The sequence below is a fragment of the Kribbella rubisoli genome, from assembly GCF_004217145.1.
Lineage (GTDB): Bacteria > Actinomycetota > Actinomycetes > Propionibacteriales > Kribbellaceae > Kribbella > Kribbella rubisoli.
The window spans coordinates 1-24,123 of sequence record NZ_SHKR01000015.1 but is presented as its reverse complement, the minus strand read 5'-3'; the positions used below and the strand labels follow the sequence as shown (position 1 = coordinate 24,123).

The following is a 24,123-nucleotide window of genomic DNA, read 5'->3' as shown; positions in this document are numbered from 1 at the left end:
CGGGAGCAACAGCCCCATGACCCGCCGCGACGGAGTCGCGGCATCAGTGCTGTCATGGTGCGACCCCGATCCTGGTCGGCTCGACGAAGACCTGGTCGAGGGATATCTGTGCGCCGCCGCGGACGGCCGCGGCGAAACCGAGTTCGGACCGGACCACCCGGCAGCCGCCGCCGTCCGGTGCGATCACGCGCTCGCGGATCGCCTTCTCCAGTGGTTCTTTGAGCCATGGCCCGAGCACGGCGAAGTATCCGCCGAGCACGAGCACGTCCGGGTTCAGGATGTTCACCAGGATCGCTCCCCCAATCCCCAGCCAGGTGCCGACGTCCTTCAGGGCGGACAACGTCCGCGCCTCCCCCGCTTCGGCCCGCCGGGTGATCCCGGCCAGCCGTTGCTCCACGTCCAGCGACGGATCCCGTACTGGGTCGTCCCTGTCTGTTGCCTTGTGCAACAGTGCGGTCAGCCCGACGACGGTCTCCCAGCAGCCGGTCCGGCCACAGCCGCAGGTCCGCCCGGGCGGTGCGACGGGCATGTGCCCGACCTCGCCGCTGTACCCGTGCCCGCCGCGTAAGAGCTGCCCGCCGGCCACCACGCCACCGCCGACACCGACCGCGCCGGTCAGCAGCACCAGGTCGTGCACCGGCTCGTCCTCGGTCCGGCGCAGATCGGCGTACGCCGCCAGTGCCGCGAGGTTCGCCTCGTTGTCGACGTGCAACGGGTACGTCGGCTGGCCCAGCCGCGACCGCATCTCCTGGGCGACCGACAGCTCGCCCCATCCCAGGTTCGGCGCGAGCTTCAACTCTCCGGTCTCGCCCTGGACCAGGCCCGGCACGGCCAGGGTGACCCCGGCCAACTGCCCGCCACGGACCTCCACGGCCGCGACCGCTTCCTGCACCAGGTCCGCGAAGCGGTCGAGCGTCGTACCGGGATCGAGGTGCGCGACGTCGACCGGCACGCGCTTGTCGTGCACTACATTGCCGGCCAGATCGAGGGCGGCGACTGCCAGGTAGTCGACGTTGATCTCGGCGCCCACACCGCAGACGCCGGAGCCGTCGAGCTCGACAAGCAGTCCGGGACGACCGAGGGCGCGGGAGGAGTCCGCGGATCCTTCACGCAGCAGCCCGCGCTCCACGAGCTCGGCAACGAGGCTGCTGACGGTCGCCTTGTTCAGCCCGGTCTCATCGGCGATCCGCGCCCGCGACCGCGGGCCGAGGTCGCGGACGTGCCGCAGTACCACGGACAGGTTGTTCCGCCGAAGCGAGACGTGATCCGCAGCAACACCCCGACTACCCGGGCGCCGGCCATCGGTCAACGTCATCTGCCTGCCCCTCGCCCGACTTTGTCTGTTGATCCAACAAACTAAGTTCAGGCCGACCAGACGTCAAGAGTTCCGTAACCGTGAAGTTCTTGCAGGGCTCTGTTCAGATTTGTACGCTCGCGGCGCACCTCCTGTCCGCCCCCACCAGGAGCCACTCATGAAACTCACCCGCCGTACCCTGCTCGCCACCACCGCGGCAGCTGCCTTGACCGGCCGATCTCAGCTCACGTTCGCCGCGAGTCCGCCCGGAGACGTGGTCGGCAAGATCACCGTCGGCTATCAGGGCTGGTTCGCCTGCCCCGGCGACGGCGCCCCGATCAACGGGTGGTGGCACTGGAGCAGCAATTGGGGTCAACCGCCCTCGCCGACGAACACCGCGATCGTGAGCTGGCCGGACGTCCGCGACTTCAGCTCGACGTACCAGACGGCGTACGCGAACCTCGGCAACGGGCAGCCCGCGAAGCTGTTCTCGTCGTACGACCAGCAGACCGTGAACACGCACTTCCAGTGGATGCAGCAGAACGGCTGCGACACGGCCGCGCTGCAGCGGTTCAACCCGACCGGCGGCGAAGGCCCGACCCGCGACGCGATGGCCGCGAAGGTGCGCCAGGCCGCGGAACAGTACGGGCGGAAGTTCTACGTCATGTACGACGCGACCGGCTGGACGAACATGCAGTCGGAGATGAAGGCCGACTGGACCGCGAAAATGAGCGCGTACACGTCGTCACCGGCGTATGCGCGGCAGAACGGGAAGCCCGTGGTGTGCATCTGGGGCTTCGGGTTCGACGAGGCGAACAAGGACTTTCCGGCGTCGGTGTGCCTCGACGTCGTGAACTGGTTCAAGGGCCAGGGCTGCTACGTGATCGGCGGCGTGCCGACGCACTGGCTCCCAGGCAACGAGGACTCGCGCCCCGGATACCTGGACGTGTACCACGCGTTCAACATGATCTCGCCGTGGATGGTCGGCCGGATCAGCGACCTCGCGGGCGCGGATCACTACTACAACAACGTGAATCAGCAGGACCAGGCCGACTGCATCGCGAACGGGATCGATTACCAGCCGTGCGTCATCCCCGGCGATCTACAGTCGGGGCACCGGCTCCACGGCGATCTGATGTGGCGGCAGTTCTACAACCTGACGCGCGTCGGCGCACAAGGCATGTACATCTCGATGTTCGACGAGTTCAACGAAGGCAACCAGATCGCGAAGACCGCGGAGAGCGCCGCTTGGGTGCCGGCCGGCTCCAACATCCGCGCGCTCGACGAGGACGGTACGGCGTGCTCGTCGGACTACTACCTCCGCCTGACGAACGACGGAGGCCGGATGTTCAAAGGGCAGGCGCCGCTGACCTCGGTACGACCGACAGCGCCTCGGATCTAGAACAGCTCCATGCTGTCGGCGGTGGCGGTGATGACGGGGTTGTCGAAGTACATCCGGCAGGCGATGGCGTGGCCGGAGCAGGTGAGCAGGGCCGGGCCGGCGGCGTCTACGACCTTGTAGGCGACCGGGTGCTCGCAGCGCTCGACCTCGCCCTCGTTCTGCCGGCCGCAGCCGAGGACGTGGCAGGTCGCGGTGTCGCCGATGTTCATCAGCGTCAGGCCGTGCTCGGGGCAGACACCCCAGCCGACGCCGCAGACCTGGCCCTCGTTCGCCGCCAGCCGGACGAGCTTGCCGGCGGTGGCCTCGAGCTTCGACGCCATCTCGCGGAACGTGGTGGCAGCCTGGTCGAGCTCCTGCCGGAACCGCCGCAACTCGGTGGAATCGGGCATGCTCTGCGTCGCCGCCTGTAGGTCCTCGGCCAGCGTCATCGCGGCAACCGCGATCTCGTCGACCCGGACCGGGGTGTTGAACTGGCGCAGCGTCGTACCGTTCTGCACCCTTGGCCGATCACGTACCTCGGACAGCCATTCCGAGCGCGGCGGCTGGTCGGTGCGGATCTCTGCGACCTGCTCCCCCGGCTGCCAGCTCGACTGCTTCGGCTGAGGATTGTCGCCCACCGAACCTTCGGACTGGTCCGCGGCCGGTGGTTGAAGGTGTGTGGTTGATTGCGGACCGTGACCGTTCGTACCGTTGGCCGACCCATTCACCGGGATCCGGCTCTCTTGCGCTGTCCGCCCGTTCATACAGCCTCACTCGTCCAGTGCCTGGCACCCGCCATATGCGATGCGTCCCCTGTTGTGCCCTCGGTGGCCGATCGTGCCATGTCTCAGGTACCCACGACCAGAGGAAACACAACGGCGTCACCCACCGCGCCCCCGTACTTGCAGACCGCAACGACCAACCCCCAGGCATGAGTAGATTCCCCCGCGTGAACGCAACCGAATCACACCGGACGAGTTACTCAACGTGGTTTTGACATTTCCGCACGGAATGTCGTCAAGCGGTCGCTGTGAGGTGTTCTTTGAGGAATTCGACTGTCCGGGCCCGAGCAGCGAAGGCCGAGTTCGGCGGATTGTCGCGAACCTCGGCGGTGAGCACCGCGTGCGCGCCTTTGCCGAACCCGTCGGGGTTGCCCGGCGACGAATCGAGCTCGATCACCTCGAACGCATCGCCGAGGTGGGCACGGAGCGTATTGAACCGCTCGGGCGGCACCGCGCGGTCGCCGCTGAACCGCAGGCCCAGCACACACAACCCGTCGGTCCGCGTGCGCTCCTTCACGACCTCGAGCTCCTCCTGCGACAGCCCCGGATCGCGACGCATCCTCGCGCTCACCGGGAACGGCACGGCCGGCTGACTGAGCACCGACGCGTTGACGTCGTCCTCCACGGCGGCAGCGAGCGCGAATCCCCCGGTGAAACACATGCCGATCACGCCGACGCCGCGGCCCGGCGTCCGCGCGGCCAGGTCCTTCGCGACGGCACGCAGGTACTTCGTGATCGGCCGCTCGGCGTTCACCGCGAAGCTGCGGAACTCCTTCGAAACGCAGAGCCGCGCAACGACTCCCAGCGTGTAGCCGGTCGTGATGGGGCGTCCCGGCGTACCGAAGGGCGACGGGATGACGACCGTGAAGCCCGCGGCGACGAGATGCTCGCCGAACTCGGCCACCTCGGGACTCAGACCCGGGATCTCGGGGATCAGTACGACGCCCGGTCCCTGGCCCTTCTCGAAGCAGTCGTAGGTCAGGCCGCCGCCGGTGAACGGCGCCCTCCGCCAGGAGCCCAGGTCCACAGTCATGGCCTGAGCCTAGGGTGTGCGGTCGGCGACAGCCTGTTGTCCCAGCGAGGCCAACTCTTCGACGATCGGACGAATCTCGACCATCCCAGCCTCGGCGGCCGGATGACCGGCGGCGATCTCGATCGCCTCGGCGAGGGTGTCGCACTCGATCAGGTCGAAGCCGCCCATCTGCTCCTTCGACTCGGCGAACGGGCCGTCGGTCGTGACGACCTTCGCGCCCCGCCGCCGTACGCCGGTCGACTGCGCCGGCGGATAGAGTGCGCCGCCGGTCAGATGGACGCCGCGGGCCTTCACCGCGGCGACCCAGGCCTCGGTCTTCCGGATCGTTTCGTCGGGTACGCCGTCGGGATAGTCGTTGTCGGGCCGGATCAACAGCATGTACTTCACGGATCACCCTCCGTTGCTCCTGCGCCGCGTGGTCGGCGCTCGAGTGGAACGTCGTTGCCGGATTGCAGCTTTGGACATCGATTCCGGTCTGCACTGGAGTTCCGGGCTCTGAAATACTCCGCAGGTCTATCACTTTGACCTGCTGGGGGGTCCTGTGAGTTTCCGCCCTGCTCATCTGCTGCGCCTCGGGGTGCCTGCTGCCCTGGTCGCCGGTTCGCTGATCGTTCTGACCGGCTCGTCCGGTTCGGCCGCGCAGCCGAAGCCGTACAGTCCGCCGTTCACCGCCCACCCGTCGGCGAAGGCCGAGTTCGAGCCGAACGCGGTGATGGTGAAATTCAAGCCCAAGGCAACGACCGCGGCCCGCCGGGCCGCCGTCTCGAAGGCCGGCGGCAGCACCGAGGACTCGGTCGCGTCGAACGTCGTGAAGGTGAAGGGCGAACTGTCCGCGCCCGATCTGCTGAAGAAGATGAAGGCCGACCCGAACGTCGAGCTGGCCTCGCTGAACTACAAGCGCTACATCTCAGCGGTCCCGAACGACGAGTACTACAACACCGACCAGAAGACCTACCTGGGCACTGCCCGGGTGCCGCAGGCCTGGGATCTCTCGAAGACAACTGGCAGCCAGATCGTCGCCGTCCTCGACACCGGCGTCGATGCCGGCCATCCGGATCTCGTCGGCCACTTGGTCACCGGCTACAACGCCACCTCGCCGAACCGCGGCCCGATCGACGACAACGGCCACGGCACTATGACGCTCGGCATCATCGCAGCGGCCGCCAACAACGGTGTCGGCGTTGCCGGAGTCGGCTGGAACGTGAAGGCGATGCCGGTCAAGGTCCTGGACTCCAACGGCGGCGGGTACGACGTCGACATTGCCGAGGGCATCGACTGGGCAGCGGCGCACGGTGCCAAGGTGATCAACATGTCGCTCGGCGGACCGGGCGACAACCCCGTGCTGCACGACGCCGTCAAGCGCGCCGTGGCCAAGGGCGTCACCATTGTGGTTGCTGCCGGCAACAGCGGGACCGATGAGCTGCAGTACCCGGCGGCGTACCCCGAGGTGATTGCGGTGGCTGCAACCAACGCCGGCGGTGTACTGACCGACTTCAGTTCGTACGGCGACTGGGTCGACGTCGCCGCACCGGGATGGAACATTCTCAGCACCGGCCCGCGGGACCTGACTCCCCCGCAGTACGCGCCGTACTGGTACTGCACCGGTACCTCCTGCTCGGCGCCGATCGTGACCGGCATCGCGGCGCTGGTGAAGAACAAGTGGCCGACGTTCACGCCGGCGCAGGTCGCACAGCGGCTCGAGGTCCTGGCCCGCGATGCGGGTCCGCGCGGCATCGATCCGTACTACGGACACGGGATCGTCGACGCGTACGCCGCCCTCGGCGGGCGTTTCACCTCGGACTTCCCGGTCAACCCTGAGGACGGAAACGACCAGCCTGTGCGGGCCACGAAGGTAGCAGTCCCGGCCACGGTCAGTGCGCCGATCAGTGTCGAGGGTGAGGTCGACTGGTACCAGGTCACGTCGGACACGGACCGCAACCTCAAGGTGTCGGTGACCGGGCCGGTGTTCAGTTGCGGCTACTCGGTGAACTTCGGACCGCGGATCACCGTCTACAACAGCAACCTGCTCCCGGTGGGTAGTGCGGTGAACTCGTATCCGTCGACGCCGACCGACCCTGCGACGGGATGTCCTCAGGCCACCACACTGACCGCGTCAACGAATGTCAGCGCGGCGGCGGGCACCACGTTCATTGCTGTGCGCAACGACAACGGCTCGCGGGACACGCGCAAGTACACGATGACAGTCTCGCAGGAAGGCACCGGCTCGGCGCCGAGCGGGACGGCGTACCCGGTGCGGGACGTGAAGCCGGACGACCTCTCCGCGGATGCAGCGCTCGCGGCGACGCCGACAGTGACGTTCGCGCGGACGGTCGTTGCCGCCAGCATCAACTCGACGACGGTTCGGCTCGTGAACGGCAGGACGGGTACGACGGTCGGTGCGGCAGTCACGTTCGATGCCGCGAGCAACGTGGCGACGATCACGCCGACGGTGCCGTTGCTCGACAACACGCCGTACCGGATCGTGGTCAGCGGCGTACAAGGCGACGGCGGGACGATCGCGCCGTTCACCAGCGTGTTCTGGACGGTGGACCAGGTGCCGGCCGCGGTCGGGTCGTTCGATGCTGCGGGCGCCTATCTGACCGCGAACCTGGCCTGGAAGGTCCCCCCGACCGGCGACCTCGACCAGGTGATCGTCCGACGGAACCCTCTCAGCAAGCCGCCTACGCTGACCACGGGGACGCTGGTTTACGCAGGCACGGGTTCCGCGGTGAAGAACACCGGGCTGGCGCAGGGCGTGACGTACACGTACGCCGCCTGGGTCAAGGATCGTGGCGGCAAGGTCAGCCCGATGGCGACGACGCAGTTGCTCGGTATGAAGACCGGGATCTCGGCGACGTCGACGCTGATCAACTACGGCGGGACGATCACGCTGCGCGGAAGCACGCTCCGGATCGACAACAAGGCGTACGCCGGGTTGCCGACCAACTTGTACGTGCGGCCGAAGAACTCGTCGAAGTTCACGCTGCTCGCGGCGCTGAAGACCTCGTCGACGGGAGCCGTCAGCTTCGCGTACAAGCCGCTGGTGTCGTCGGTGTTCATGATGACGTTCCCGGGCAACGCCGATCTGATGGGGACGCGGACGCCGGACATCACTGTCCAGGTGGCGCCGACGATCTCGGCCACGATGACGCCGACGTCGATCAAGCTCGGGAACACCACGGCGGTCAGCGGGTACGTCGCTCCGGCGCATGCGGGCCAGTCGGTGTACCTGCAGCAGTACGGGAACAAGGTGTGGAAGTCGATCGCGTCGGTGAAGCTGATCTCGTCGGGCAAGTACGCGTTCGGCATCCGGCCCGCGGTTCGGGGCCAGATCGCGTACCGGATCTGGTTCCCGGGCGACGCCGATCATGCGCAGGCGTTCTCCGCGAACAAGATCGTCACGATCAGCTGAACGTCTCGTCGCGCCATGCCCCGGTCGCTGCGGCCGGGGCATGCGTGTTTCAGGGCGCGTAGTGCTGGATCGCGCCGCCCTTCGAGAGGTCCACGAGTGTGTGAGCCAACGACTTCGCGTCGGCGAGGACTTCTGCGAGATCCATCGTGGTGAGTTGCCGGTCGCGGACCACGACCTTGCCTGCGACGAGAACGGTGACGACGTCGGAGGCTCGGACGGAGTACACGAGGGCGGCTCGTGGGTCGTGGACGGGTTGGTTGTGGGGTGCGCTCAGGTCGACCAGGGCGATGTCTGCTTGGCGGCCTGGCTCGACAACGCCGATCTGGTCGGTGAGGCCGGGTGCTGCGGCGCTGCCGCGGGTGGCGAGGCGGAGGGTGTCGGACAGGGTCATCCATTCGGCGTCGTGCTCGCGTTGTTTCTGGGTGAGGGCGACCATGCGGATCGCTTCCCAGACGTCGAGGGTGTTGTGTACGGCGGCTCCGTCGGTGCCGACGCCAACTGGTACGCCGGCTGATCGGAGGCCCTTGATCGGGGTGACCTCGCCCATCGCGAGCTTGAGGTAGACCTTCGGGCAGGACGCGACGGCGGTGCGGTCGGCGTACCGCTCGAGGATCGGGAGGTCGCCGGGGCGGATGCCGCAGCCGTGGGCGATCAGGGCACCGGCGTCCAGCACGCCCGTCCTTTCGAGCACCTGGACCGGCGTGACGCCGTGGTTGTCGAGGGACGCTTGCGTTTGGTCGTCGGTCTCCGCGGCGTGCAGGTGGATGCGGAAACCCTCTGCACGCGCGATGTCCGCCGTACGTTTCAGGTCGTCGTCGGTGACGGTGTACGTCGCGTGTGGGCCGAGGCTCGCGGTGATGCGCGGATGGAGCCGGCTGAGCTCGCGGGTCGTGTCGACCGCTGCGTTGATTCCGTCCGCGCCTGCGGAAGAGAAGTACGTCGGCGCCAGGTCGGCGCGGATGCCGGACTCGATCGCGGCGGCGGCGATCTGGTCGGCGTGGAAGTAGTGGTCGACGAACGTGGTGACGCCGGCGAGCAGCATCTCCGCGCACGCGAGTCGTGCACCTACCCGCACGCGCTCCGGGGTCAGGTTCACCTCCATCGGCCAGATCCGTTGGTTGAACCAATCCTCGATCGAGAGATCCTCCGCCGCACCGCGCATCATGACCATCGGGCTGTGCGTATGGGAGTTGACCAATCCCGGGACCGCAACCAGCCCTGTGCCGTCAATCACCTCCTCGTCTGTCGGACTGCTTGTGGTTGTCGGGGTGATTGCGGTGATGCGGTCGTCCTGGATGTGGATGTCTTGTGCCTCGTCGACTCGGCACTCGCCCTGCTCGGGGACCACCAGCACAGCTACGTTTCGGATCAGCATGCGAATCAGGGGTGTCGGCTCGCGAGGATGCAGAACTCGTTGCCCTCGGGGTCGGCGAGCGTGACCCAGCTTTCCTCGCCGGTCTGACCGACGTCGGCGGGACGGGCGCCGAGGTCGAGCACCCGACGTACCTCGGCTTCTTGATCTGTGTCGGTCGGGTTGAGATCCAGGTGGAGCCTGTTCTTGATCGTCTTGCCCTCCGGCACCCGAGCGAACGTCAGCGTCGGCGGCACCGGACCGGGACGGCTCCTGCCTTCGGGCACCTGCGGCGAACCGATCGTGACCACGCCTTCCTCCGCGTCCTCACCGTCGTCCAGCACCTCGTAGCCGAGGACCGCGCACCAGAACCGCGCAAGGCCGCTCGGATCGGCACAGTCGATCGCCAGCTCGGTGAACTTGCTGGTCATTGCACGACCTCCAGGTCGAGTAGCGGGACGTCGAAGTCACCAAACTACGGCGAAGGTGTACTACGGGCCGGGCGAATTTCCGTGAACCTGTCGGATTCGAGGCCTCGGGATCGTTGCAGGGATGAGAGACGGCCAGGCCGTCCGGACAAGGAGTGCCGGGGCCCAACAGTTGACCGACCGACCCGCACGCGACCGAAGGAGATACCAGCGATGCCGCACCCACAGGCCAAGATTCACCGGATGTTCGAGCTCGTCGAGCCGATCGCGACCGTGACCTTCTCCGACGTACCGACCGAGGCGTTCCTGGCCGTGGGCATGCGGAACTACTGGGACGGGTACTTCGCGGGCCGGGCCGCGCCGCTCGGACTGGTGCCGGCCGAGGTGGTGCACGCGGTCTTCTACAACTTCGCCGACGGCGAGGTCGCGCGCCATATCCCGTGGGTCTGGGGAAAGACCACCCCGGAAGAGGCGATCGCCATCCGCGAGCGAGGCAGCGCCGCCGCACTGCGGGAATGGATCGGGGAGCTTGCCAACTCCCCCGACCTGGTGCGGGTCGCCGATCTCGCCACTCGTGCAGCGGTCAGTGCGCCGACCGCGGGCCGGGTGCTGTACGCCGGACTCCGGGCGCTCGACGTCCCCGAAGAACCGGTCGCGAGGCTCTGGCATGCGGCAACGCTGCTGCGGGAGTTCCGCGGGGACGGCCACAATGTCGCACTGGTTGCGCACGGCATCGGCGGCACTGAGGCCCACGTCCTGATGGCGCTGGCTCTCGGGATGAGGGCGGAGGAGTTCGGCCGGATCCATCACCTGCCGAAGGCACAGCTTGATGGTGTCGTCGACGGGCTGCGCGAGCGTGGCCTCGTGGACGCGGCCGGCCGGTTCACCGACGCCGGCCGTGAGACCAAGTCGCGGATCGAGGCGCTCACCGATGAGCTGGCGGCGCCGGCGTACGACGTCCTCAGCGCCGACGAACTGGACGAGCTGATCGCAGGGCTCGAGCCGATCGCCGCCGCGGCCCTGGCCGGCGACGACTGACGGGCACCCGTTGGCCTGAGTGGACATGGCGCAGGACCTCGGTGACGGTTCGGGGTGGTGACGCTTCCGTAGCCTGCGTGCTGTTGACCCACTCGGTCCGAAACCGGATTGACAGCGGTCGGGCCGACCGGTCCGATGGGGCTCGTGAGTCCCCGCAAGGTCTACGCCGATCAGGCCGACATCGACACACCGCTCGTCCGCGAACTGGTGGACGCGCAGTTCCCGCAGTGGGCAGCGTTGCCGCTGGAACCGGTCGACTCCGGCGGACTGGTGAACGCGATCTACCGACTCGGTTCCGACCTGTCCGTACGGCTGCCGCTCCGGCCCACGAACATCGACGCAGTCCGACGGGAGCAGGCGAAACTCGCGGCACTAGCGCCCTACCTGCCTGTGGCCATCCCCTCTGTCGAGGCGATCGGCTCGCCCACCGACACGTTCCCGGGCGAGTGGTCCGTCCACCGCTGGCTCACCGGTACGCACCCCTCCGCCGACGCGCTCGCCGACCCACGCGGGCTGGCGACAGACCTCGCGGCCTTCGTCGACGCGTTCCGGCGGATCGACCTGCTGGACCGGCCACCGGCGTACCCGGGCGAGCGCCGCACGCGGGCTCCGATGGTCGAGATGGACTCCTCGACGCGGAAGGCGATCGGCGAGCTGGACGGCCTGATCGACACCCGCGCAGCGCTGGCGTCGTGGGAGGAGTCGCTCGCGGCGCCGTACGACGGGCGCGAGGTGTGGGTGCACTCGGACCTGACGCCGGGCAACCTGCTCGTGTCGGCGGACGGCCGGCTGACCGCGGTGCTCGACTTCGAGACCTGCGGCGTCGGCGATCCGGCCTGCGACCTGTTCCCCGTGTGGCACCTACTGCCCCCGAACGCCCGCGACGAGTTCCGCGCGGCCCTGGACGTGGACGACGCGACCTGGCTCCGCGGACGCGGCCGCGTACTGTCCCAGGCCCTGATCGTGTGGTCGAACCAAAAGGCCACCAACCCGCCGATCGCGAACTACGCCCGGCACCTCATCGGCCAGGTACTCGCAACTCCTCGATGAGATCTCCTGCGTGGGCATCGTCCGCCGGCAGGGGAACAGGTGTTCGAGTTTCATGTATGGTGGGGGGATGGGTGCTGATCTCCAGGGCTCGTTGCTGGATGCTTTCGAGGATCCGGCGTTGGGCTCGTTGGACGGGCTGACACGGACCGAGCTGGGCCGCGGGGCCTGGATCGATGTGCTGCCGGGGTGGTTGACCGGCGCCGATCAGGTGTACGGGCGGCTGGCGCGGGACGTGCCGTGGCAGGCGGAGCGGCGGCAGATGTACGACCGCGTGGTCGACGTACCGCGACTGCTCTGCTTCTACGGTGAGAACGTCGACCTGCCACTACCGATCCTGGACGAGGCGCGAGACGCGCTGACCGAGCGGTACGCCGAGGAGCTGGGCGAACCGTTCCGCACGGCGGGCTTGTGCTTCTACCGCGACGGCCGGGACAGCGTCGCCTGGCACGGCGACCGCATCGGCCGCGGCGATCGCGAGGACACGATGGTCGCGATCCTGTCCGTCGGCGAACCACGCGTCCTGGCACTCCGCCCGCGCCCCGGCGGCTCGGGCGGTGCGAGCGGCCCGGTAGGTTCGACGGTCCGCTACCCACTGGGCCACGGCGACCTCATCGTGATGGGCGGCTCCTGCCAACGCACCTGGGAACACGCAATCCCCAAGGCCTCCGGCCGCGTAGGCCCCCGCATCAGCATCCAATTCCGCCCCCGCGGAGTCCGCTAGTAAGCCCCGCCGAGCAGCACTCGGCACCCAAGAGCAGCCAGCCGCATCACCACAGCACGCGGAGCAACCGCAGCCACCGAACCCGCGCGCGGGAGCACACAGCAGGTCGGTCCCGGGTACGTCGGCGCCATCATCGCCGGCATCGGTACGGCACCCGCGCCCACACCTCCTACAGCAGGACGCAGCTGGACGCAGCAGACGCAGTACGGCGGGGTGGGTTGGGTTGGTGGGGAGGGTGGGTGGTTAGGCGGCGCTTGGGGTGGCGAGGGGGTGGTTGGTTGGTGAAGGGGTGGTGAGGGGCTGATAGACGCCTTCGGGGGTGGCTATGTGGAAGGTGAGGAGGCGTAGATGGGCGGCTTGGCAGATGGTTGTGGCGGCGGTGGCCCAGGCGTGGTCGAGGGCGGGTGAGCGGGCGGGGCCCGGGCGGCCGAGGGCAAGGATCACGGCTGTGTTGGGGGCTGTTTGGATGGCGGGGACGATTGGGTTGAGGGCGGTCGAGCAGAGTGTGTGGGTGTCCAGGGGCGAGGCCAGGCGGTCGAATTCCGCTGGCAGGTCGACGGTGATGGTGGCTCGGTAGTGGTCGTCGGGGTCGCAGAGGATTACTGCGAAGGTGCCGCGTCGGCGGTCGCCCAAGGTGAGCATCAGGTCTACGACGTCGGCGGCGACGTCTGGGTCGGTGAGTGGCTGGTCGGTCCAGGTGGGTGTCAGATCAAGGAAGCTCATGCCTAGAAGGTGCCGCGATTTCACCCCCGGATCAGGGTTGTCCACAGACCAAAAGTGGCCCAACATTCTGCGCCCAGAGTGGACCTGCCTGCTGGGCCGCTGAATACCTAGGCTCAAGTCATGAGCAGCAGAATTGGGCAGATGCTTCCCCCGGCCGGAGCGCCGCGGGACCTGGCGATGGCGCAGTTGGCGAACTCGGTCGGCGACGGTGCGTTCGTCGTCACCTCGGCGTTGTTCTTCACCCGGGTGGTCGGCCTGTCGACTGCGGAGGTCGGCCTCGGGCTGACCGTCGCCTGGCTGGTCGGCTTCCTGACGGGCGTCCCGCTGGGCAACCTCGCGGACCGGCGTGGAGCGCGCGGCACCGCAGTACTCCTGGCGCTGCTGACCGCCGGCGGAGTCGGAGCGTTCCTGTTCGTTCGGAGCTTCGCGGGCTTCCTGATCGCGGCCATCGTGTACGCCTGCAGCCAGACCGGACTCACCGCAGCCCGCCAGGCGCTCCTCGCGGGCCTGGTGCAGCCGGCTGAGCGCACCCGCATCCGCGCCTTCCTGCAGTCCACGGTCAACGCAGGTCTCGCGGTCGGCGCGCTCCTCGGCGGTATCGCGCTCCGCTTCGACACCGAAGCGGCGTACCTGACTGTCTTCGCGATCGACGCGCTCAGCTTCCTGATCGCCGCCGCTCTCATCCGCCGGGTGCCCTCGATCGCGACCACGATCCGGGTCAAAGGCGAGCCCCGCCTCGCGGTCCTGCACGACCGTCCGTACGCCGTCCTCGCGCTGCTCAACGCGATCATGCTGCTCTTCATGCCGCTGATCAGCCTCGTCGGACCGTTGTGGATCGTCACCCGGACAAGCGCACCGAGCTGGGTCGTCGCCTCGCTGATGATCGTGAACACCCTCGGCGTCACGTTCTTCCAGGTCCACATCGCCAAGCGCGTCAAGGACCTGCGCACCGCCGCCCGCTCGGTCCGGTACGCCGGTGTCGCGATGCTGGCCGCCTGCGGCGTGTTCGCGACGACCGCCGCCCACCTGACCCCGGCAGCCACCGCGGGAATCCTGGTGGTCGCCGCTGCGCTGCTCACCCTGGGCGAGATGAAGCTCGCGTCCGGCGCCTGGGAGATCAGCTTCGGACTCGCCCCCGCCGACAAGCAGGGCCAGTACCAGGGCTTCTTCGGCACCGGCCCCGCGATCGCCAGGATGCTCGGCCCGGCGCTACTCACCACGGTCATCCTCGGCTGGGGTCCGATCGGCTGGATCGTCATCGGCGCCCTGTTCCTGGGGACCAGTTGCGCAACTGGTCCCGCCGTACGATGGGCTGCGCGGACGAGGGCCGTCAAGGAGGACGCCACGCCGTCGCTGGTAGAGGAGAACGTCGCCTGATGGAGATTCCCGGACTGGTCGAGATCACGTCGTACGACGAGCTGCGCGAGCTCGTGCCGCAGCCGCTGGCAGCAGCCGCGGCGAAGGAGCGCACGGAGCTCCACGACCTGGATCTGCAGTGGCTCGACGCCTCCCCGATCTGCCTGATCGCCACCTCCGACGCCGACGGCAACTGCGACGTCTCCCCCAAGGGTGACCCCGTCGGCTTCACCAAGGTCCTGGACCGTTCGACGATCGCGATCCCGGACCGGGCCGGCAACCGCCGCGTCGACGGCTTCACGAACATCCTCAGCAACCCGCACGTCGGCCTGATCTACTTCGTCCCCGGCCGCACCGACACGCTGCGGATCAACGGCCGCGCCCGGATCGTCAGGGAAGCGCCGTTCTTCGACGACATGATCGTCAAGGGCAACCGCCCCCAGCTGGCGCTGCTGGTGGAGATCGAGCAGATCTTCCATCACTGCTCGAAGTCGTTCCTGCGCTCGAAGCTGTGGAAGCCCGAGACTTGGAACCCGGATGCCCTGCCGCGCCGCGCGGTCATCTCCCAGACGCTGGAGCGTCCGGACGACGACCTCGACACGCTCGACAAGCATTACGGCCCGCAGTACGAGGAGTCGATCTACAAAGTCAAGTACTGAACTACTGCAGGAGGAGCAGGCCGAAGTACTCCGTGGCGACGATGACACCCGGCCTACCGCCCTCTACGGTTTCGTACTGTGACCACGACTGAGCCCGTCGACGTCCCGACCTTCGGGGCGCGTGCGCGTCGTGTCCTCCTGCCCGTGGTGCTGTCGTTCATCACGGTGGTCGGGACGTTCGGCTCGGCTCAGGGGCAGCCGGACCGGCGCCAACCTGACTGGTTCATGGTCGTGCTGCTGCTGATCGGCACCATCTCGCTGTACTGGCTGCGCACCCATCCGGTTCCGGTGCTGTGGGCAACTGTCGCCACCACGCTGATCTACATGCTCCGCGAGTACCCGTGGGGTCCGGTCATCCTGACGTTCGTGATCGCGGTCTTCACCGTGATCAGGCTCGGCCACCGGGCCGCTGGGTGGGCCGGCCTGATCTCGCTGTACGTCCTGCACGTCGGCGGCCGGATGATCCTCGGCATCAACCAGGACGGCGTGTATCAGGTCCTGCTCGTCGGCACCTGCTTCTGCGTTCTCGGTTTTGTCGCCGAACTCTTCCGCGCTCACCGCGACCGGGTGATGGCCGCAGCGCGCACCCGTCGAGAGGAGGAGCTGCGGCGAGCCGGTGAGGAGCGGCTGCGGATCGCGCAGGAGCTCCACGACGTCGTGGCCCACCACATCTCGCTCATCAACGTGCAGGCCTCGACCGCACTCCACCTGGTCGACCGGCAGCCCGAGCGGGCCGAACCGGCGCTCGCGGCGATCAAAGACGCCAGCAAGGAGGCCCTGGTGGAGCTCCGCTCGATCGTCGGCATCCTGCGGCAGTCCGACGAGTCCGCGCCGCGCCAACCGGTCGCCGGTCTCGACCATCTCGACCTCCTGGTCGCCCGTACGTCGCGGGCCGGCCTCGAGGTGCACAAGATCGTCCACGGCGATCCCCGTCCCCTGACGGCGGGACTCGACCGCGCCGCGTTCCGCATCATCCAGGAGTCGCTCACCAACGTCGTACGCCACGCGAAGGCCACGTCGGCGACCGTGAGGATCCAGTACGGCGAGCAGGCGCTCGTGCTGCAGATCGACGACGACGGCGAATCGCTCACCGGGCCACCGAAGGAAGGCAACGGCATCGGCGGCATGCGGGAACGGGCCACCGCGCTCGGCGGCACATTGTCGGCGAACCGCACTCCCGCCGGCGGATTGAGGATCACGGCGACCCTGCCGCTGTAGGTTTCCTGTGAATGCGCCCGGCCGTACGACGCCGCCCCGCTGAGACTCACAGAGTTCTCCCAGAAACTCCCACCGGACACCCAGATCGCCCCGTCAGGCTTCGAGCCATGACAACGATCGAAGTGCGCGGGCTGACCAAACGGTACGGCTCCGACCTCGTCGTGGACGACCTGTCATTCTCCGTCGAGCCCGGTCAGGTCACCGGGTTCCTCGGGCCGAACGGCGCGGGCAAGTCCACGACCATGAAGATGATCATCGGCCTGGCCGCACCCACTCGCGGCTCGGTCACCGTCGGCGGCCGGCAGTACCGGGACCTGCCGGTGCCGCTGACCGAGGTCGGCGCGCTGCTCGACGCGAGTGCGGTCCACGGCGCGCGTACGGCGTACAACCATCTGTTAGCGCTTGCCGTGAGCAACGGTCTCCCGAAGCGCCGCGTCGGTGAGGTGCTCGCCCGGACCGGCCTCGAAGGCGTGGCCGGCAAGCGGGCCGGCGGGTTCTCGCTCGGCATGCGGCAGCGGCTCGGGATCGCGGCGACGCTACTCGGCGATCCGCGGATCCTGATCTTCGACGAACCCGTCAACGGGCTCGATCCCGAAGGCATCCGCTGGATCCGCGACTTCATGCGTTCGCTGGCCGCCGAGGGCCGGGCGGTCCTGGTGTCGAGTCACCTGATGAGTGAGATGGCGCTGACCGCGGACCACCTGGTCGTGATCGGACGCGGTCGACTCATCGCCGACATGGGGATGGCCGACTTGATGCACGCGAACGGCGACGGGACGGTTCTCGTACGAACCGCCGATCCCGGTTCGTTCGCGTACCACCTCACTGCGGCCGGCGGGACTGTGCGAGACGGTCTCGAGGGGTCGCTCGTCGTCACAGGTCTTTCAGGTGAGGAGATCGGCAAGCTGGCGGCGTACCACGGCGTACCGCTGAGTGAACTGACGCCGCAGCGGGCGTCGCTGGAGGACGCGTTCATGGAGCTGACCAAGGACAGCGTCGAATACCAGGGGGCGGTTGTATGAGGTCGGTGCACGCAGAGTGGATCAAGCTGCGCAGCCTGCGATCCACCTGGTACACGGTGAGCTGCCTGTTCGTTCTCGGGCTCGGTATCACGACACTGTCGACGCTCGGCGCGAACAAGGACTACTGGGGCAGGACGGACGCCGATCGAGCTGTGTGGGATCCGACCGGCCGCAGCCTGAAGACGTTCATCGTGGCGCAGTTGGTCATCGGCGTACTCGGCATCCTGGTCGTGACGTCGGAGTTCGCGAGCGGGCTGATGCAGACGACGCTCGCCGCCACGCCTCGTCGCAACAAACTCCTGGCCGCGAAGGCGATCGTGGCCACCGCCGTCGCGGCGGTGGCCGGCCAGGTGTTGATGTTCGCCTCGTTCTTCCTCGGCCAGGCGGTGATGAGCGCGGGGGACGTCCCGTACGCACACCTCGGCGATCATCGGGTGCTGGCGTCGATCGTCGGCGGCGGTCTGTATCTCTCGGCGATCGGCTTGCTGGCGGTCGGTCTCGGCACGATCATGCGAGCCACCGCGGGCGCGCTCACGACGCTGGTGGGCGTGGTGTTTCTGGTTCCAGCCCTGTCGGGACTCTTTCCGTCGTGGATGCAGGGGATCTTCGACTTCTGGCCGACTCTCGGTGCTGCCGCGATCTTCGGCACGGTGCCGGACGCGAACTTCCCCCATCCCTGGGTCAATCTGGGCGGGCTGTGGCTCGGCGTCCTCGCGATCCTGACCGCCGCCTTCGTCGTCTTCCGACGACGTGATGTCTGAGCGCGTCCGTATTCTGGCGACCATGACCCGGCTACTCGTAGTTGACGACGAAGCAACGGTGCGCGAACTGCTGTCCGCGACGCTGCGCTTCGCCGGCTTCGAGGTGACCTCCGCGGCGACCGCTACCGAGGCGGTCGCCGCGGCCGTCGAAGAGCCGCCGGACCTGGTTCTGCTCGACGTGATGCTGCCGGACCTCGACGGTTTCGAAGTGGTACGGCGCTTGCGCGAGCAACCGACCGCTGCGGGACCGGTGCCCGTGTTGTTCCTGACCGCCCGCGACCGGCAGGCCGACAAGATCCAGGGACTGTCGCTGGGCGCGGACGACTACGTCACCAAGCCGTTCGACCTGGAGGAGCTGATCGCTCGCATCCGCGCGATCCTGCGAAGGACGACAGGCCAGCACAGCGACGTACTGACGGTCGGGCCGCTCACACTCGATGCCGAGGGCCACCAACTGACGCGGGCCGGCGCTCCGCTCCGCGTCTCCCCCACCGAGTTCCGCCTGCTGCATTACCTGATGGAGAACGCCGGACGGGTTGTCTCCAAAGGGCAGATCCTCGAACGCGTCTGGCGCTACGACTTCAACGGAGACACGAGCATCGTGGACACCTACATCTCGTACCTGCGCCGCAAGGTCGACGACGAGGAGCCCAAGCTCATCCACACCGTGCATGGCGTGGGCTATGTGATGCGGGCGCCGAAGCCGTGAAGCGACTGTCGCTGCGAGCCAGACTGCTGTTGCTCACGACGGCGCTGCTGCTCGCCGGCTTGAGTCTGATCAGCACGTTCGTGTCGCACCAATTGGAGCGGTACCAGCTCGATCGGCTCGACAGTCAGCTGCGATCGTTCACCGAGATCATCGCGCAGGTGTCGCCCAACGGACCGGATCGGAGCCAGCCGGCGCGACCACAGCTGATCGACCCGGCGCTGGATCTGATCGGTGCGCCGTACCTGGCGTATCTCGACTCGAACGGCGCGGTCGCCGGGACTCTCCGCTCGTCGCGGGTTGCTGCCACGTCCTTCCCCACGGACGACTCGCTGCGGTCGATCCCGACAGACACCAAGGCCGTCGTGCTGCGCTCGGCCGACGGATCCGGCCGGTGGCGTGCCGTCGCGCGACCAGCCACAGGATGGAAAGGAACAGTCATCGCGGCGGCGCCGCTCACCGAGGCCGATGCGACGATCGCCCAACTGCGGACCAGCAGCCTGATCAGTGGGACCGCACTGCTCGTCGTACTCACGCTGGTCGGATGGTGGGCACTCGGGCGTGGACTGCGTCCGCTGCGGCGGATCGAGAACACGGCAGCCGCGATCGCCGATGGTGATCTCGCGCAACGCGTACCGGGGTTGGCTGCGCCGCAGACGGAGATCGGCCATCTGGCGACGTCGTTGAACACGATGCTCGGTCAGCTGGAGCAGGCGTTCGCGGACCGGTCCGCCGCCGAGGCTCGGATGCGCGCGTTCCTGTCGGACGTGAGCCACGAGCTTCGTACGCCGCTTGTCGGGATCAAGGGATCGACCGAGCTGTACCGGATGGGCGGATCGGGCGCGGACGAAGCGATGGAGCGGATCGATCGGGAAGCGACGCGGCTGACGCGGCTGACCGAGGAGCTGTTGTTGCTGGCGCAGTTGGACGAGGCGCCGGAGGGGCAGGTCGACCTGGCACCGATGGATCTGCGCACTCTGGCGAACGACGCGCGGCACGACGTACGGGCGTTGGATCCGTCGCGGCGCATCAGCCTGACCGGGGTCGACGGCGAGGATGCGCCTGGGCCGGCCGCGGTGTTCGGTGACGAGGATCGGCTTCGGCAGGTGGTGAGCAACCTGGTGGGGAACGCGATCGCTCATACGCCAGCCGGGACAACAGTGCGCGTCGGTGTCGGGACGGTCGACGGAGAGGCCGTACTGGAGATCTCGGACGACGGGCCGGGAATGACCGAGGAGCAGGCCGCGCGGGTGTTCGACCGGTTCTATCGAGCTGACCGGTCCCGCAACCATTCGGCAGGCGCAGGGACCGGTCTCGGGCTCGCGATTGCCCGTTCGATCGCGCGGGCGCACGGCGGGGATCTCGTCGTGCGGACGGCGTTGGGCGAAGGGGCGGCGTTCCGGCTGGTGTTACGGCAGGCGGACGTGGGACGGGTTGAGGTCGGCCACGCTCGAGACGCCGAGTAGCGCCATCGTGCGGCGTACCTCCTTGGTCAGGATCTCCGCAGCGCGGGCGACACCGCGCTGGCCGCCGGCCATCAGGCCGTACAGGTACGCGCGGCCGACCAGGCAGGCGTCGGCGCCCAGCGCGATCGCCGCGACGATGTCCGCGCCGGACATGATGCCGGTGTCCAGGTAGATCTCGGCGTCGCTGCCGATCGCCTTGCGTACGTCGGGGAGGATGCGCAGCGGTGTCGGCGCCCGGTCGAGCTGACGGCCGCCGTGGTTCGACAGCACGACCGCGTCCGCGCCGGCGTCGACCACGCGACGTGCATCCGCGACGGTCTGGATGCCCTTCACGATCAGCGGGCCGTCCCAGATCGAGCGGAGCCAGGTGAGGTCGTCGATCGTCATGGTCGGGTCGAAGAGCTTGTCGAGAAGCTCGGCGACCGTGCCGTCCCAGGTGGACAGCGAGGCGAACGTCAACGGTCGGGTGGTGAGCAAGTTCGCCCACCAGGCCGGGTGCAGCGACGCGTCCAGGACCGTCTTGGCGGTGAGCGACGGCGGGATCGTGAAACCGTTGCGTACGTCGCGAAGGCGAGCGCCCGCGACCGGTACGTCGACGGTCAGCATCAACCCCTCGTAACCGGCGGCGGCCGAGCGCTTCACGAGGTCCTCGCCGGCGTCGCGGTCCTTCCAGACGTACAGCTGGAACCACTTCCGCGCGTTCGGAGCGGCGGCCGCGACGTCCTCGATCGAGGTGGTGCCCATCGTGGACAGCGCGTACGGGATGCCGATCTGCTCGGCGACCTTCACGACCGCGCTCTCGCCCTCGTGGTTCATCATCCGGGTGAACCCGGTCGGTGCGAACGCGAACGGCAGCTCGGAGCGGCCGCCGAGGATCGACGTACCAAGGTCGATCTCGGAGACGTTGCGCAGGATCGACGGCTGCAACTCCATCTCCGCGAACAGCCGGCGGGCGCGGCTCAGGCTGATCTCGGCCTCGGCGGCGCCGTCGGTGTAGTCGAAGACCGAGCGCGGCGTACGGCGTTTCGCGATCCTGCGCAGGTCCGCGATCGTCAGCGCCTTGTCCAGCCGCCGCTCGGTGGCGTTCACCGTGATCGGCTTCGGCCGGAGCAGCGGCTTCAGCTCGGACCATTTGGGCATCTGGCGATCGGTCATCACAACTCCCGGCTCAATCTGTGGTCGGACCACACCCTACCCTGTGGTCCGACCACACCGGTAGGCTGGTCCGTATGAAGAACTACGAGCTGGTCCTGCACCGGGTCGAGGCCGATCTGGCCGCGGGGCGGCTGCGGATCGGCGGGCGGCTGCCCGGCGAGCGGACGCTGGCCGAGCAGCTCGGGATCAGCCGGCCGTCGGTGCGCGAGGCGGTCCGGGTGCTCGAGGCGATGGGAGTGGTGCGGACGGCGACGGGGTCCGGGCCGGAGGCGGGTGCGGTGATCGTGGCGGAGCCGGTGTCGCCGTTGACCGCCGTACTGCGGTTGCATCTGGCAACGAATCACCTGCCGATGGGGGACGTCGTACAGACGCGTCTGCTACTCGAGTCGTGGTCGGCGCGGGAGGCTGCGGGGCGTGAGCTGGAGGCGGATGAGCTGAAAGCGGCGGAGGGGCTGCTGGATCGGATGGACGACACCGGGTTGTCGCCGGAGGAGTTCCATCTGCTCGATGCGGAGTTCCACGTCGCGCTGTCGGGGTTGGCCGGGAACGTGTTGATCGCGGCGGTGATGACCTCGTTGCGGTCGGCGATTCACGGGTACGTGCTGGCCGCCGTACCTAACCTGCCCGACTGGGAAGCGGTGGCCGTAGGGTTGCGAGCCGAGCATCGCGAGATCCTGGCCGCGGTGCGCGGTGGGGAGCCGGAGCGCGCGGCCTCGTTAGTGACCGCGCATATCCGCGGGTTCTATCAGGCGGCGCAGCTAGCACCGTTCGGCGGAGAGGGCGGTACGGCGTAGGCCGAGGATCACGGTCACGCCGACGATCAGGTGGAGTGAGGCCAGGCCGAGCTTGGCGCCGAGGCCTATGCCGTTGGTCAGCGGGCTGCCCAGCGACAGGACGCAGACGATGGTCGCGATGACGGTCCAGGCGTCACGGGCTCGCGGGCTGCGGCGTTCGAGGATGGCCAGGAGGCCCCACCCGGCGAAGGCGACGACGATGGTGGCTGCCAGGACGGCCGCGGCGCCGATGTGCTGGATGCCGCCCTGACGTGCGGTCAGGGTGAGGCCGGCCAGCGGGGCGAGGATTGCCCAATCAGCAAGAGCCGCAGCTGCAGCCACCGCGACCACGACAAGCCGGCTACGCCCGGGAACGCGCCGCGCATCCGTGGCCGGAGTGGGGTCGGAGATCCTGATGGGAGTTGGCATTGTGGGCTCCTTCGGCGAGGTTGGTGGGAACACCTTGCGGGACTCGGGGTGGGAGCGGCATCGGTCGGGTGGCCGGGGTGGGTTCGACTTTGGTCGGTGGTGGAGACGGCGGCGGGCCGCTTAGTCTCGGCGGCATGGAACAGTCGTGTGCCCGGCGGAAAGCGCCTTGGTGGGTGAACGCCGTGGCGGTCGGATTGATCGGCGTGCTCGTCGCGATGACGATCGTCGGCCGGGCGTCCGACCCCGAGCACCGGAAGTTCTTGGTGCTCGACGTCGCGGTCGGTGTCGTGTCGGTCGCGCTGGTCCCGATCATGTTTCGCCGCCCGGTGCCGGGCGCGATCGCACTGGCCGCCCTGGCCGCCCTCTCCCCCGCCGCCACCCCGCCATCCACCGTCGGCACCCTGAATGTCGCCCTCACGCGCCCGTTCCGCACCGCCGCTCTCGTCGCACTCGCCGGCACCGTCGGCCACTTGATCCAGGGCCTCTGGCAACCGATCCACGGGCTGCCGTTCCTCTGGTTCGCGATCCTGGACGTCGTCGTCCACGCCGCCCTGCTCGGCTGGGGTCAAGGTACGCAAGCGCGCCACCAGTTGCTGGAGTCGCTCCGCGAGCGCGCCGACCGGGCCGAGGCCGAGCAGGGCCGCCGGGTCGCCGAAGCGCGCACCCTCGAACGCACCAAGATGGCCCGCGAGATGCACGACGTACTCGCGCATCGCCTGTCCCTGCTCGCGACGTACGCCGGCGCGCTCGAGTACCGCCCCGACTCGTCACCCGAGCGCCTCGCGAAGGCAGCCGGTGTGATCCGCACCGGCGTACACCAGGCGCTCGACGAGCTGCGCGAGGTCATCAACGTCCTCCGCGACGAGGACGTCTACGAAGGCCGGCCGCAACCCACCTTCGACGACGTCCGCGCACTCGTGGACGAGTCGCGCGAGGCAGGTACGACGGTCGCGTACGAGGACCACGTCACGGATCCCACCTCATTGCCCCCGGCAACAGGACGTACGGCGTACCGGATCGTGCAGGAGGGACTGACGAACGCGCGGAAACACGCCGCCGGGCGACCCGTGACGGTCACGGTGGACGGACGACCGGGCGACGGCTTGCGGATCGAGCTGACCAACCCGGCATCGAACGGGATCACAGTGACGCCCGGAAGCGGGACCGGCCTGGTCGGACTGACCGAGCGCGTACAGCTGGCCGGCGGGACGCTGGACCACGGGCAGGTGCCCGGTGGCGGGTTCCGGCTCGAGGCCTCGCTACCGTGGCCCTCAGTGTGAGGGTGGTGCTGCCGCTGGATGCGGTGGTTGGATCCCGATCACCTGATGCCTGGCTCGTACCGTGGCTGCCGTCTTCGGATTGGCG

Annotated in this window: 23 protein-coding genes; 14 read left to right on the top strand and 9 right to left on the bottom strand. The window is 68.3% G+C overall.

All coding sequences use genetic code 11. The features are described 5' to 3' along the window. Positions 1-52: 52 nt before the first annotated feature. Positions 53-1,315 carry an ROK family transcriptional regulator gene (locus EV645_RS29680; protein WP_130447360.1) on the bottom strand — a complete coding sequence of 421 codons (1,263 nt, stop codon included), beginning with the start codon at positions 1,313-1,315 and terminating at the stop codon, positions 53-55. A 157-nt stretch (positions 1,316-1,472) separates the two neighbouring features. Here EV645_RS29680 and EV645_RS29675 point away from each other — a divergent pair, with 157 nt between their 5' ends. Beyond that, positions 1,473-2,696, top strand: coding sequence for a glycoside hydrolase family 99 protein (locus tag EV645_RS29675; protein WP_242000747.1), 1,224 nt, complete (start codon positions 1,473-1,475; stop codon positions 2,694-2,696). Here EV645_RS29675 and EV645_RS29670 read toward each other — a convergent pair. The 3 genes from EV645_RS29670 to EV645_RS29660 all read right to left on the bottom strand — a co-directional run bounded on the left by EV645_RS29670 (position 2,693) and on the right by EV645_RS29660 (position 4,868). Continuing rightward, positions 2,693-3,313, bottom strand: coding sequence for a hypothetical protein (locus tag EV645_RS29670; RefSeq protein ID WP_130447359.1), 621 nt, complete (start codon positions 3,311-3,313; stop codon positions 2,693-2,695). The genes EV645_RS29675 and EV645_RS29670 overlap by 4 nt on opposite strands. A 379-nt stretch (positions 3,314-3,692) precedes the next feature. Then, entirely contained in the window at positions 3,693-4,490 is a 798-nt protein-coding gene (locus tag EV645_RS29665) for a dienelactone hydrolase family protein (RefSeq protein ID WP_130447358.1), read from the bottom strand. Between the two features lie 9 nt (positions 4,491-4,499). Further along, positions 4,500-4,868 carry a YciI family protein gene (locus tag EV645_RS29660; RefSeq protein ID WP_242000798.1) on the bottom strand — a complete coding sequence of 123 codons (369 nt, stop codon included), beginning with the start codon at positions 4,866-4,868 and terminating at the stop codon, positions 4,500-4,502. Between the two features lie 163 nt (positions 4,869-5,031). On the opposite strand from EV645_RS29660, the gene EV645_RS29655 reads away from it, so the two are divergent. Beyond that, positions 5,032-7,902 carry a S8 family serine peptidase gene (locus tag EV645_RS29655; RefSeq protein ID WP_242000746.1) on the top strand — a complete coding sequence of 957 codons (2,871 nt, stop codon included), beginning with the start codon at positions 5,032-5,034 and terminating at the stop codon, positions 7,900-7,902. A gap of 49 nt (positions 7,903-7,951) precedes the next feature. On the opposite strand, the gene EV645_RS29650 is transcribed toward EV645_RS29655, so the two are convergent. Together EV645_RS29650 and EV645_RS29645 are read right to left on the bottom strand one after the other, a co-directional pair. Further along, positions 7,952-9,277: an amidohydrolase gene (locus EV645_RS29650; protein ID WP_242000745.1), complete on the bottom strand. Its 1,326-nt coding sequence runs from the start codon at positions 9,275-9,277 to the stop codon at positions 7,952-7,954. 5 nt (positions 9,278-9,282) lie between these two features. Beyond that, positions 9,283-9,684 carry a VOC family protein gene (locus EV645_RS29645; RefSeq protein WP_130447355.1) on the bottom strand — a complete coding sequence of 134 codons (402 nt, stop codon included), beginning with the start codon at positions 9,682-9,684 and terminating at the stop codon, positions 9,283-9,285. 210 nt (positions 9,685-9,894) lie between these two features. Between EV645_RS29645 and EV645_RS29640 the strand changes: the two genes are divergently transcribed. The 3 genes from EV645_RS29640 (at position 9,895) to EV645_RS29630 (ending at position 12,490) form a co-directional block, all read left to right on the top strand. After that, positions 9,895-10,719, top strand: coding sequence for a MarR family winged helix-turn-helix transcriptional regulator (locus EV645_RS29640; RefSeq protein ID WP_130447354.1), 825 nt, complete (start codon positions 9,895-9,897; stop codon positions 10,717-10,719). A 144-nt stretch (positions 10,720-10,863) separates the two neighbouring features. Continuing rightward, the gene (locus tag EV645_RS29635) at positions 10,864-11,769 is read left to right on the top strand and encodes an aminoglycoside phosphotransferase family protein (RefSeq protein ID WP_130447353.1); all 906 of its coding nucleotides are present in this window, start codon (positions 10,864-10,866) and stop codon (positions 11,767-11,769) included. 67 nt (positions 11,770-11,836) lie between these two features. Continuing rightward, positions 11,837-12,490, top strand: coding sequence for an alpha-ketoglutarate-dependent dioxygenase AlkB (locus EV645_RS29630; RefSeq protein WP_130447352.1), 654 nt, complete (start codon positions 11,837-11,839; stop codon positions 12,488-12,490). Between the two features lie 243 nt (positions 12,491-12,733). Here the strand turns inward: EV645_RS29630 and EV645_RS29625 are convergent, their stop codons facing one another. Further along, positions 12,734-13,213, bottom strand: a complete 480-nt coding sequence (locus EV645_RS29625) for a hypothetical protein (protein ID WP_130447351.1) — start codon at positions 13,211-13,213, stop codon at positions 12,734-12,736. 120 nt (positions 13,214-13,333) lie between these two features. Between EV645_RS29625 and EV645_RS29620 the strand changes: the two genes are divergently transcribed. The 7 genes from EV645_RS29620 to EV645_RS29590 all read left to right on the top strand — a co-directional run bounded on the left by EV645_RS29620 (position 13,334) and on the right by EV645_RS29590 (position 20,401). Beyond that, a complete protein-coding gene (locus tag EV645_RS29620) occupies positions 13,334-14,590 on the top strand; it encodes an MFS transporter (RefSeq protein WP_130447350.1) in 1,257 nt (418 codons plus the stop codon). Continuing rightward, positions 14,590-15,228, top strand: coding sequence for an MSMEG_1061 family FMN-dependent PPOX-type flavoprotein (locus tag EV645_RS29615; RefSeq protein WP_130447349.1), 639 nt, complete (start codon positions 14,590-14,592; stop codon positions 15,226-15,228). Before EV645_RS29620 ends, EV645_RS29615 begins: the two co-directional genes overlap by 1 nt. Positions 15,229-15,306: 78 nt before the next feature. After that, positions 15,307-16,446: a sensor histidine kinase gene (locus EV645_RS29610; protein WP_242000744.1), complete on the top strand. Its 1,140-nt coding sequence runs from the start codon at positions 15,307-15,309 to the stop codon at positions 16,444-16,446. A gap of 107 nt (positions 16,447-16,553) precedes the next feature. After that, complete coding sequence (locus tag EV645_RS29605) at positions 16,554-17,468, top strand: ABC transporter ATP-binding protein (RefSeq protein ID WP_130447348.1); 915 nt, start codon at positions 16,554-16,556, stop codon at positions 17,466-17,468. Next, positions 17,465-18,229 (top strand): ABC transporter permease, encoded by a 765-nt coding sequence (locus tag EV645_RS29600; protein ID WP_130447347.1) that lies wholly within the window; start codon positions 17,465-17,467, stop codon positions 18,227-18,229. The genes EV645_RS29605 and EV645_RS29600 overlap by 4 nt, the downstream gene beginning before the upstream one ends. 22 nt (positions 18,230-18,251) lie before the next feature. Next, entirely contained in the window at positions 18,252-18,938 is a 687-nt protein-coding gene (locus EV645_RS29595; protein WP_130447346.1) for a response regulator transcription factor, read from the top strand. Next, positions 18,935-20,401, top strand: a complete 1,467-nt coding sequence (locus EV645_RS29590; RefSeq protein ID WP_130447345.1) for a sensor histidine kinase — start codon at positions 18,935-18,937, stop codon at positions 20,399-20,401. The genes EV645_RS29595 and EV645_RS29590 overlap by 4 nt, the downstream gene beginning before the upstream one ends. On the opposite strand, the gene EV645_RS29585 is transcribed toward EV645_RS29590, so the two are convergent. Next, on the bottom strand, positions 20,345-21,556 hold the full coding sequence (locus tag EV645_RS29585) for an alpha-hydroxy acid oxidase (protein WP_130447344.1): 1,212 nt from the start codon (positions 21,554-21,556) through the stop codon (positions 20,345-20,347). The genes EV645_RS29590 and EV645_RS29585 overlap by 57 nt on opposite strands. Positions 21,557-21,630: 74 nt before the next feature. On the opposite strand from EV645_RS29585, the gene EV645_RS29580 reads away from it, so the two are divergent. Further along, positions 21,631-22,350 (top strand): FadR/GntR family transcriptional regulator, encoded by a 720-nt coding sequence (locus EV645_RS29580; protein ID WP_198681938.1) that lies wholly within the window; start codon positions 21,631-21,633, stop codon positions 22,348-22,350. On the opposite strand, the gene EV645_RS29575 is transcribed toward EV645_RS29580, so the two are convergent. Then, on the bottom strand, positions 22,315-22,758 hold the full coding sequence (locus EV645_RS29575; RefSeq protein WP_130447343.1) for a DUF6069 family protein: 444 nt from the start codon (positions 22,756-22,758) through the stop codon (positions 22,315-22,317). The genes EV645_RS29580 and EV645_RS29575 overlap by 36 nt on opposite strands. Positions 22,759-22,892: 134 nt before the next feature. Here EV645_RS29575 and EV645_RS29570 point away from each other — a divergent pair, with 134 nt between their 5' ends. Next, positions 22,893-24,038 carry a sensor histidine kinase gene (locus tag EV645_RS29570; RefSeq protein WP_130447342.1) on the top strand — a complete coding sequence of 382 codons (1,146 nt, stop codon included), beginning with the start codon at positions 22,893-22,895 and terminating at the stop codon, positions 24,036-24,038. Positions 24,039-24,123: the final 85 nt, after the last annotated feature.

What these genes read in the sequence shown, in the direction of transcription:
- EV645_RS29570 (WP_130447342.1), top strand. Translation starts at nt 22,893, where the DNA reads ATGGAACAGTCGTGTGCCCGGCGGAAAGCGCCTTGGTGGGTGAACGCC.
- EV645_RS29625 (WP_130447351.1), bottom strand. Translation starts at nt 13,213, where the DNA reads ATGAGCTTCCTTGATCTGACACCCACCTGGACCGACCAGCCACTCACC.
- EV645_RS29680 (WP_130447360.1), bottom strand. Translation starts at nt 1,315, where the DNA reads ATGACGTTGACCGATGGCCGGCGCCCGGGTAGTCGGGGTGTTGCTGCG.
- EV645_RS29575 (WP_130447343.1), bottom strand. Translation starts at nt 22,758, where the DNA reads ATGCCAACTCCCATCAGGATCTCCGACCCCACTCCGGCCACGGATGCG.
- EV645_RS29665 (WP_130447358.1), bottom strand. Translation starts at nt 4,490, where the DNA reads ATGACTGTGGACCTGGGCTCCTGGCGGAGGGCGCCGTTCACCGGCGGC.
- EV645_RS29580 (WP_198681938.1), top strand. Translation starts at nt 21,631, where the DNA reads ATGAAGAACTACGAGCTGGTCCTGCACCGGGTCGAGGCCGATCTGGCC.
- EV645_RS29605 (WP_130447348.1), top strand. Translation starts at nt 16,554, where the DNA reads ATGACAACGATCGAAGTGCGCGGGCTGACCAAACGGTACGGCTCCGAC.
- EV645_RS29595 (WP_130447346.1), top strand. Translation starts at nt 18,252, where the DNA reads ATGACCCGGCTACTCGTAGTTGACGACGAAGCAACGGTGCGCGAACTG.
- EV645_RS29585 (WP_130447344.1), bottom strand. Translation starts at nt 21,556, where the DNA reads ATGACCGATCGCCAGATGCCCAAATGGTCCGAGCTGAAGCCGCTGCTC.
- EV645_RS29660 (WP_242000798.1), bottom strand. Translation starts at nt 4,868, where the DNA reads ATGCTGTTGATCCGGCCCGACAACGACTATCCCGACGGCGTACCCGAC.
- EV645_RS29620 (WP_130447350.1), top strand. Translation starts at nt 13,334, where the DNA reads ATGAGCAGCAGAATTGGGCAGATGCTTCCCCCGGCCGGAGCGCCGCGG.
- EV645_RS29630 (WP_130447352.1), top strand. Translation starts at nt 11,837, where the DNA reads ATGGGTGCTGATCTCCAGGGCTCGTTGCTGGATGCTTTCGAGGATCCG.
- EV645_RS29645 (WP_130447355.1), bottom strand. Translation starts at nt 9,684, where the DNA reads ATGACCAGCAAGTTCACCGAGCTGGCGATCGACTGTGCCGATCCGAGC.
- EV645_RS29600 (WP_130447347.1), top strand. Translation starts at nt 17,465, where the DNA reads ATGAGGTCGGTGCACGCAGAGTGGATCAAGCTGCGCAGCCTGCGATCC.
- EV645_RS29615 (WP_130447349.1), top strand. Translation starts at nt 14,590, where the DNA reads ATGGAGATTCCCGGACTGGTCGAGATCACGTCGTACGACGAGCTGCGC.
- EV645_RS29675 (WP_242000747.1), top strand. Translation starts at nt 1,473, where the DNA reads ATGAAACTCACCCGCCGTACCCTGCTCGCCACCACCGCGGCAGCTGCC.
- EV645_RS29650 (WP_242000745.1), bottom strand. Translation starts at nt 9,277, where the DNA reads ATGCTGATCCGAAACGTAGCTGTGCTGGTGGTCCCCGAGCAGGGCGAG.
- EV645_RS29640 (WP_130447354.1), top strand. Translation starts at nt 9,895, where the DNA reads ATGCCGCACCCACAGGCCAAGATTCACCGGATGTTCGAGCTCGTCGAG.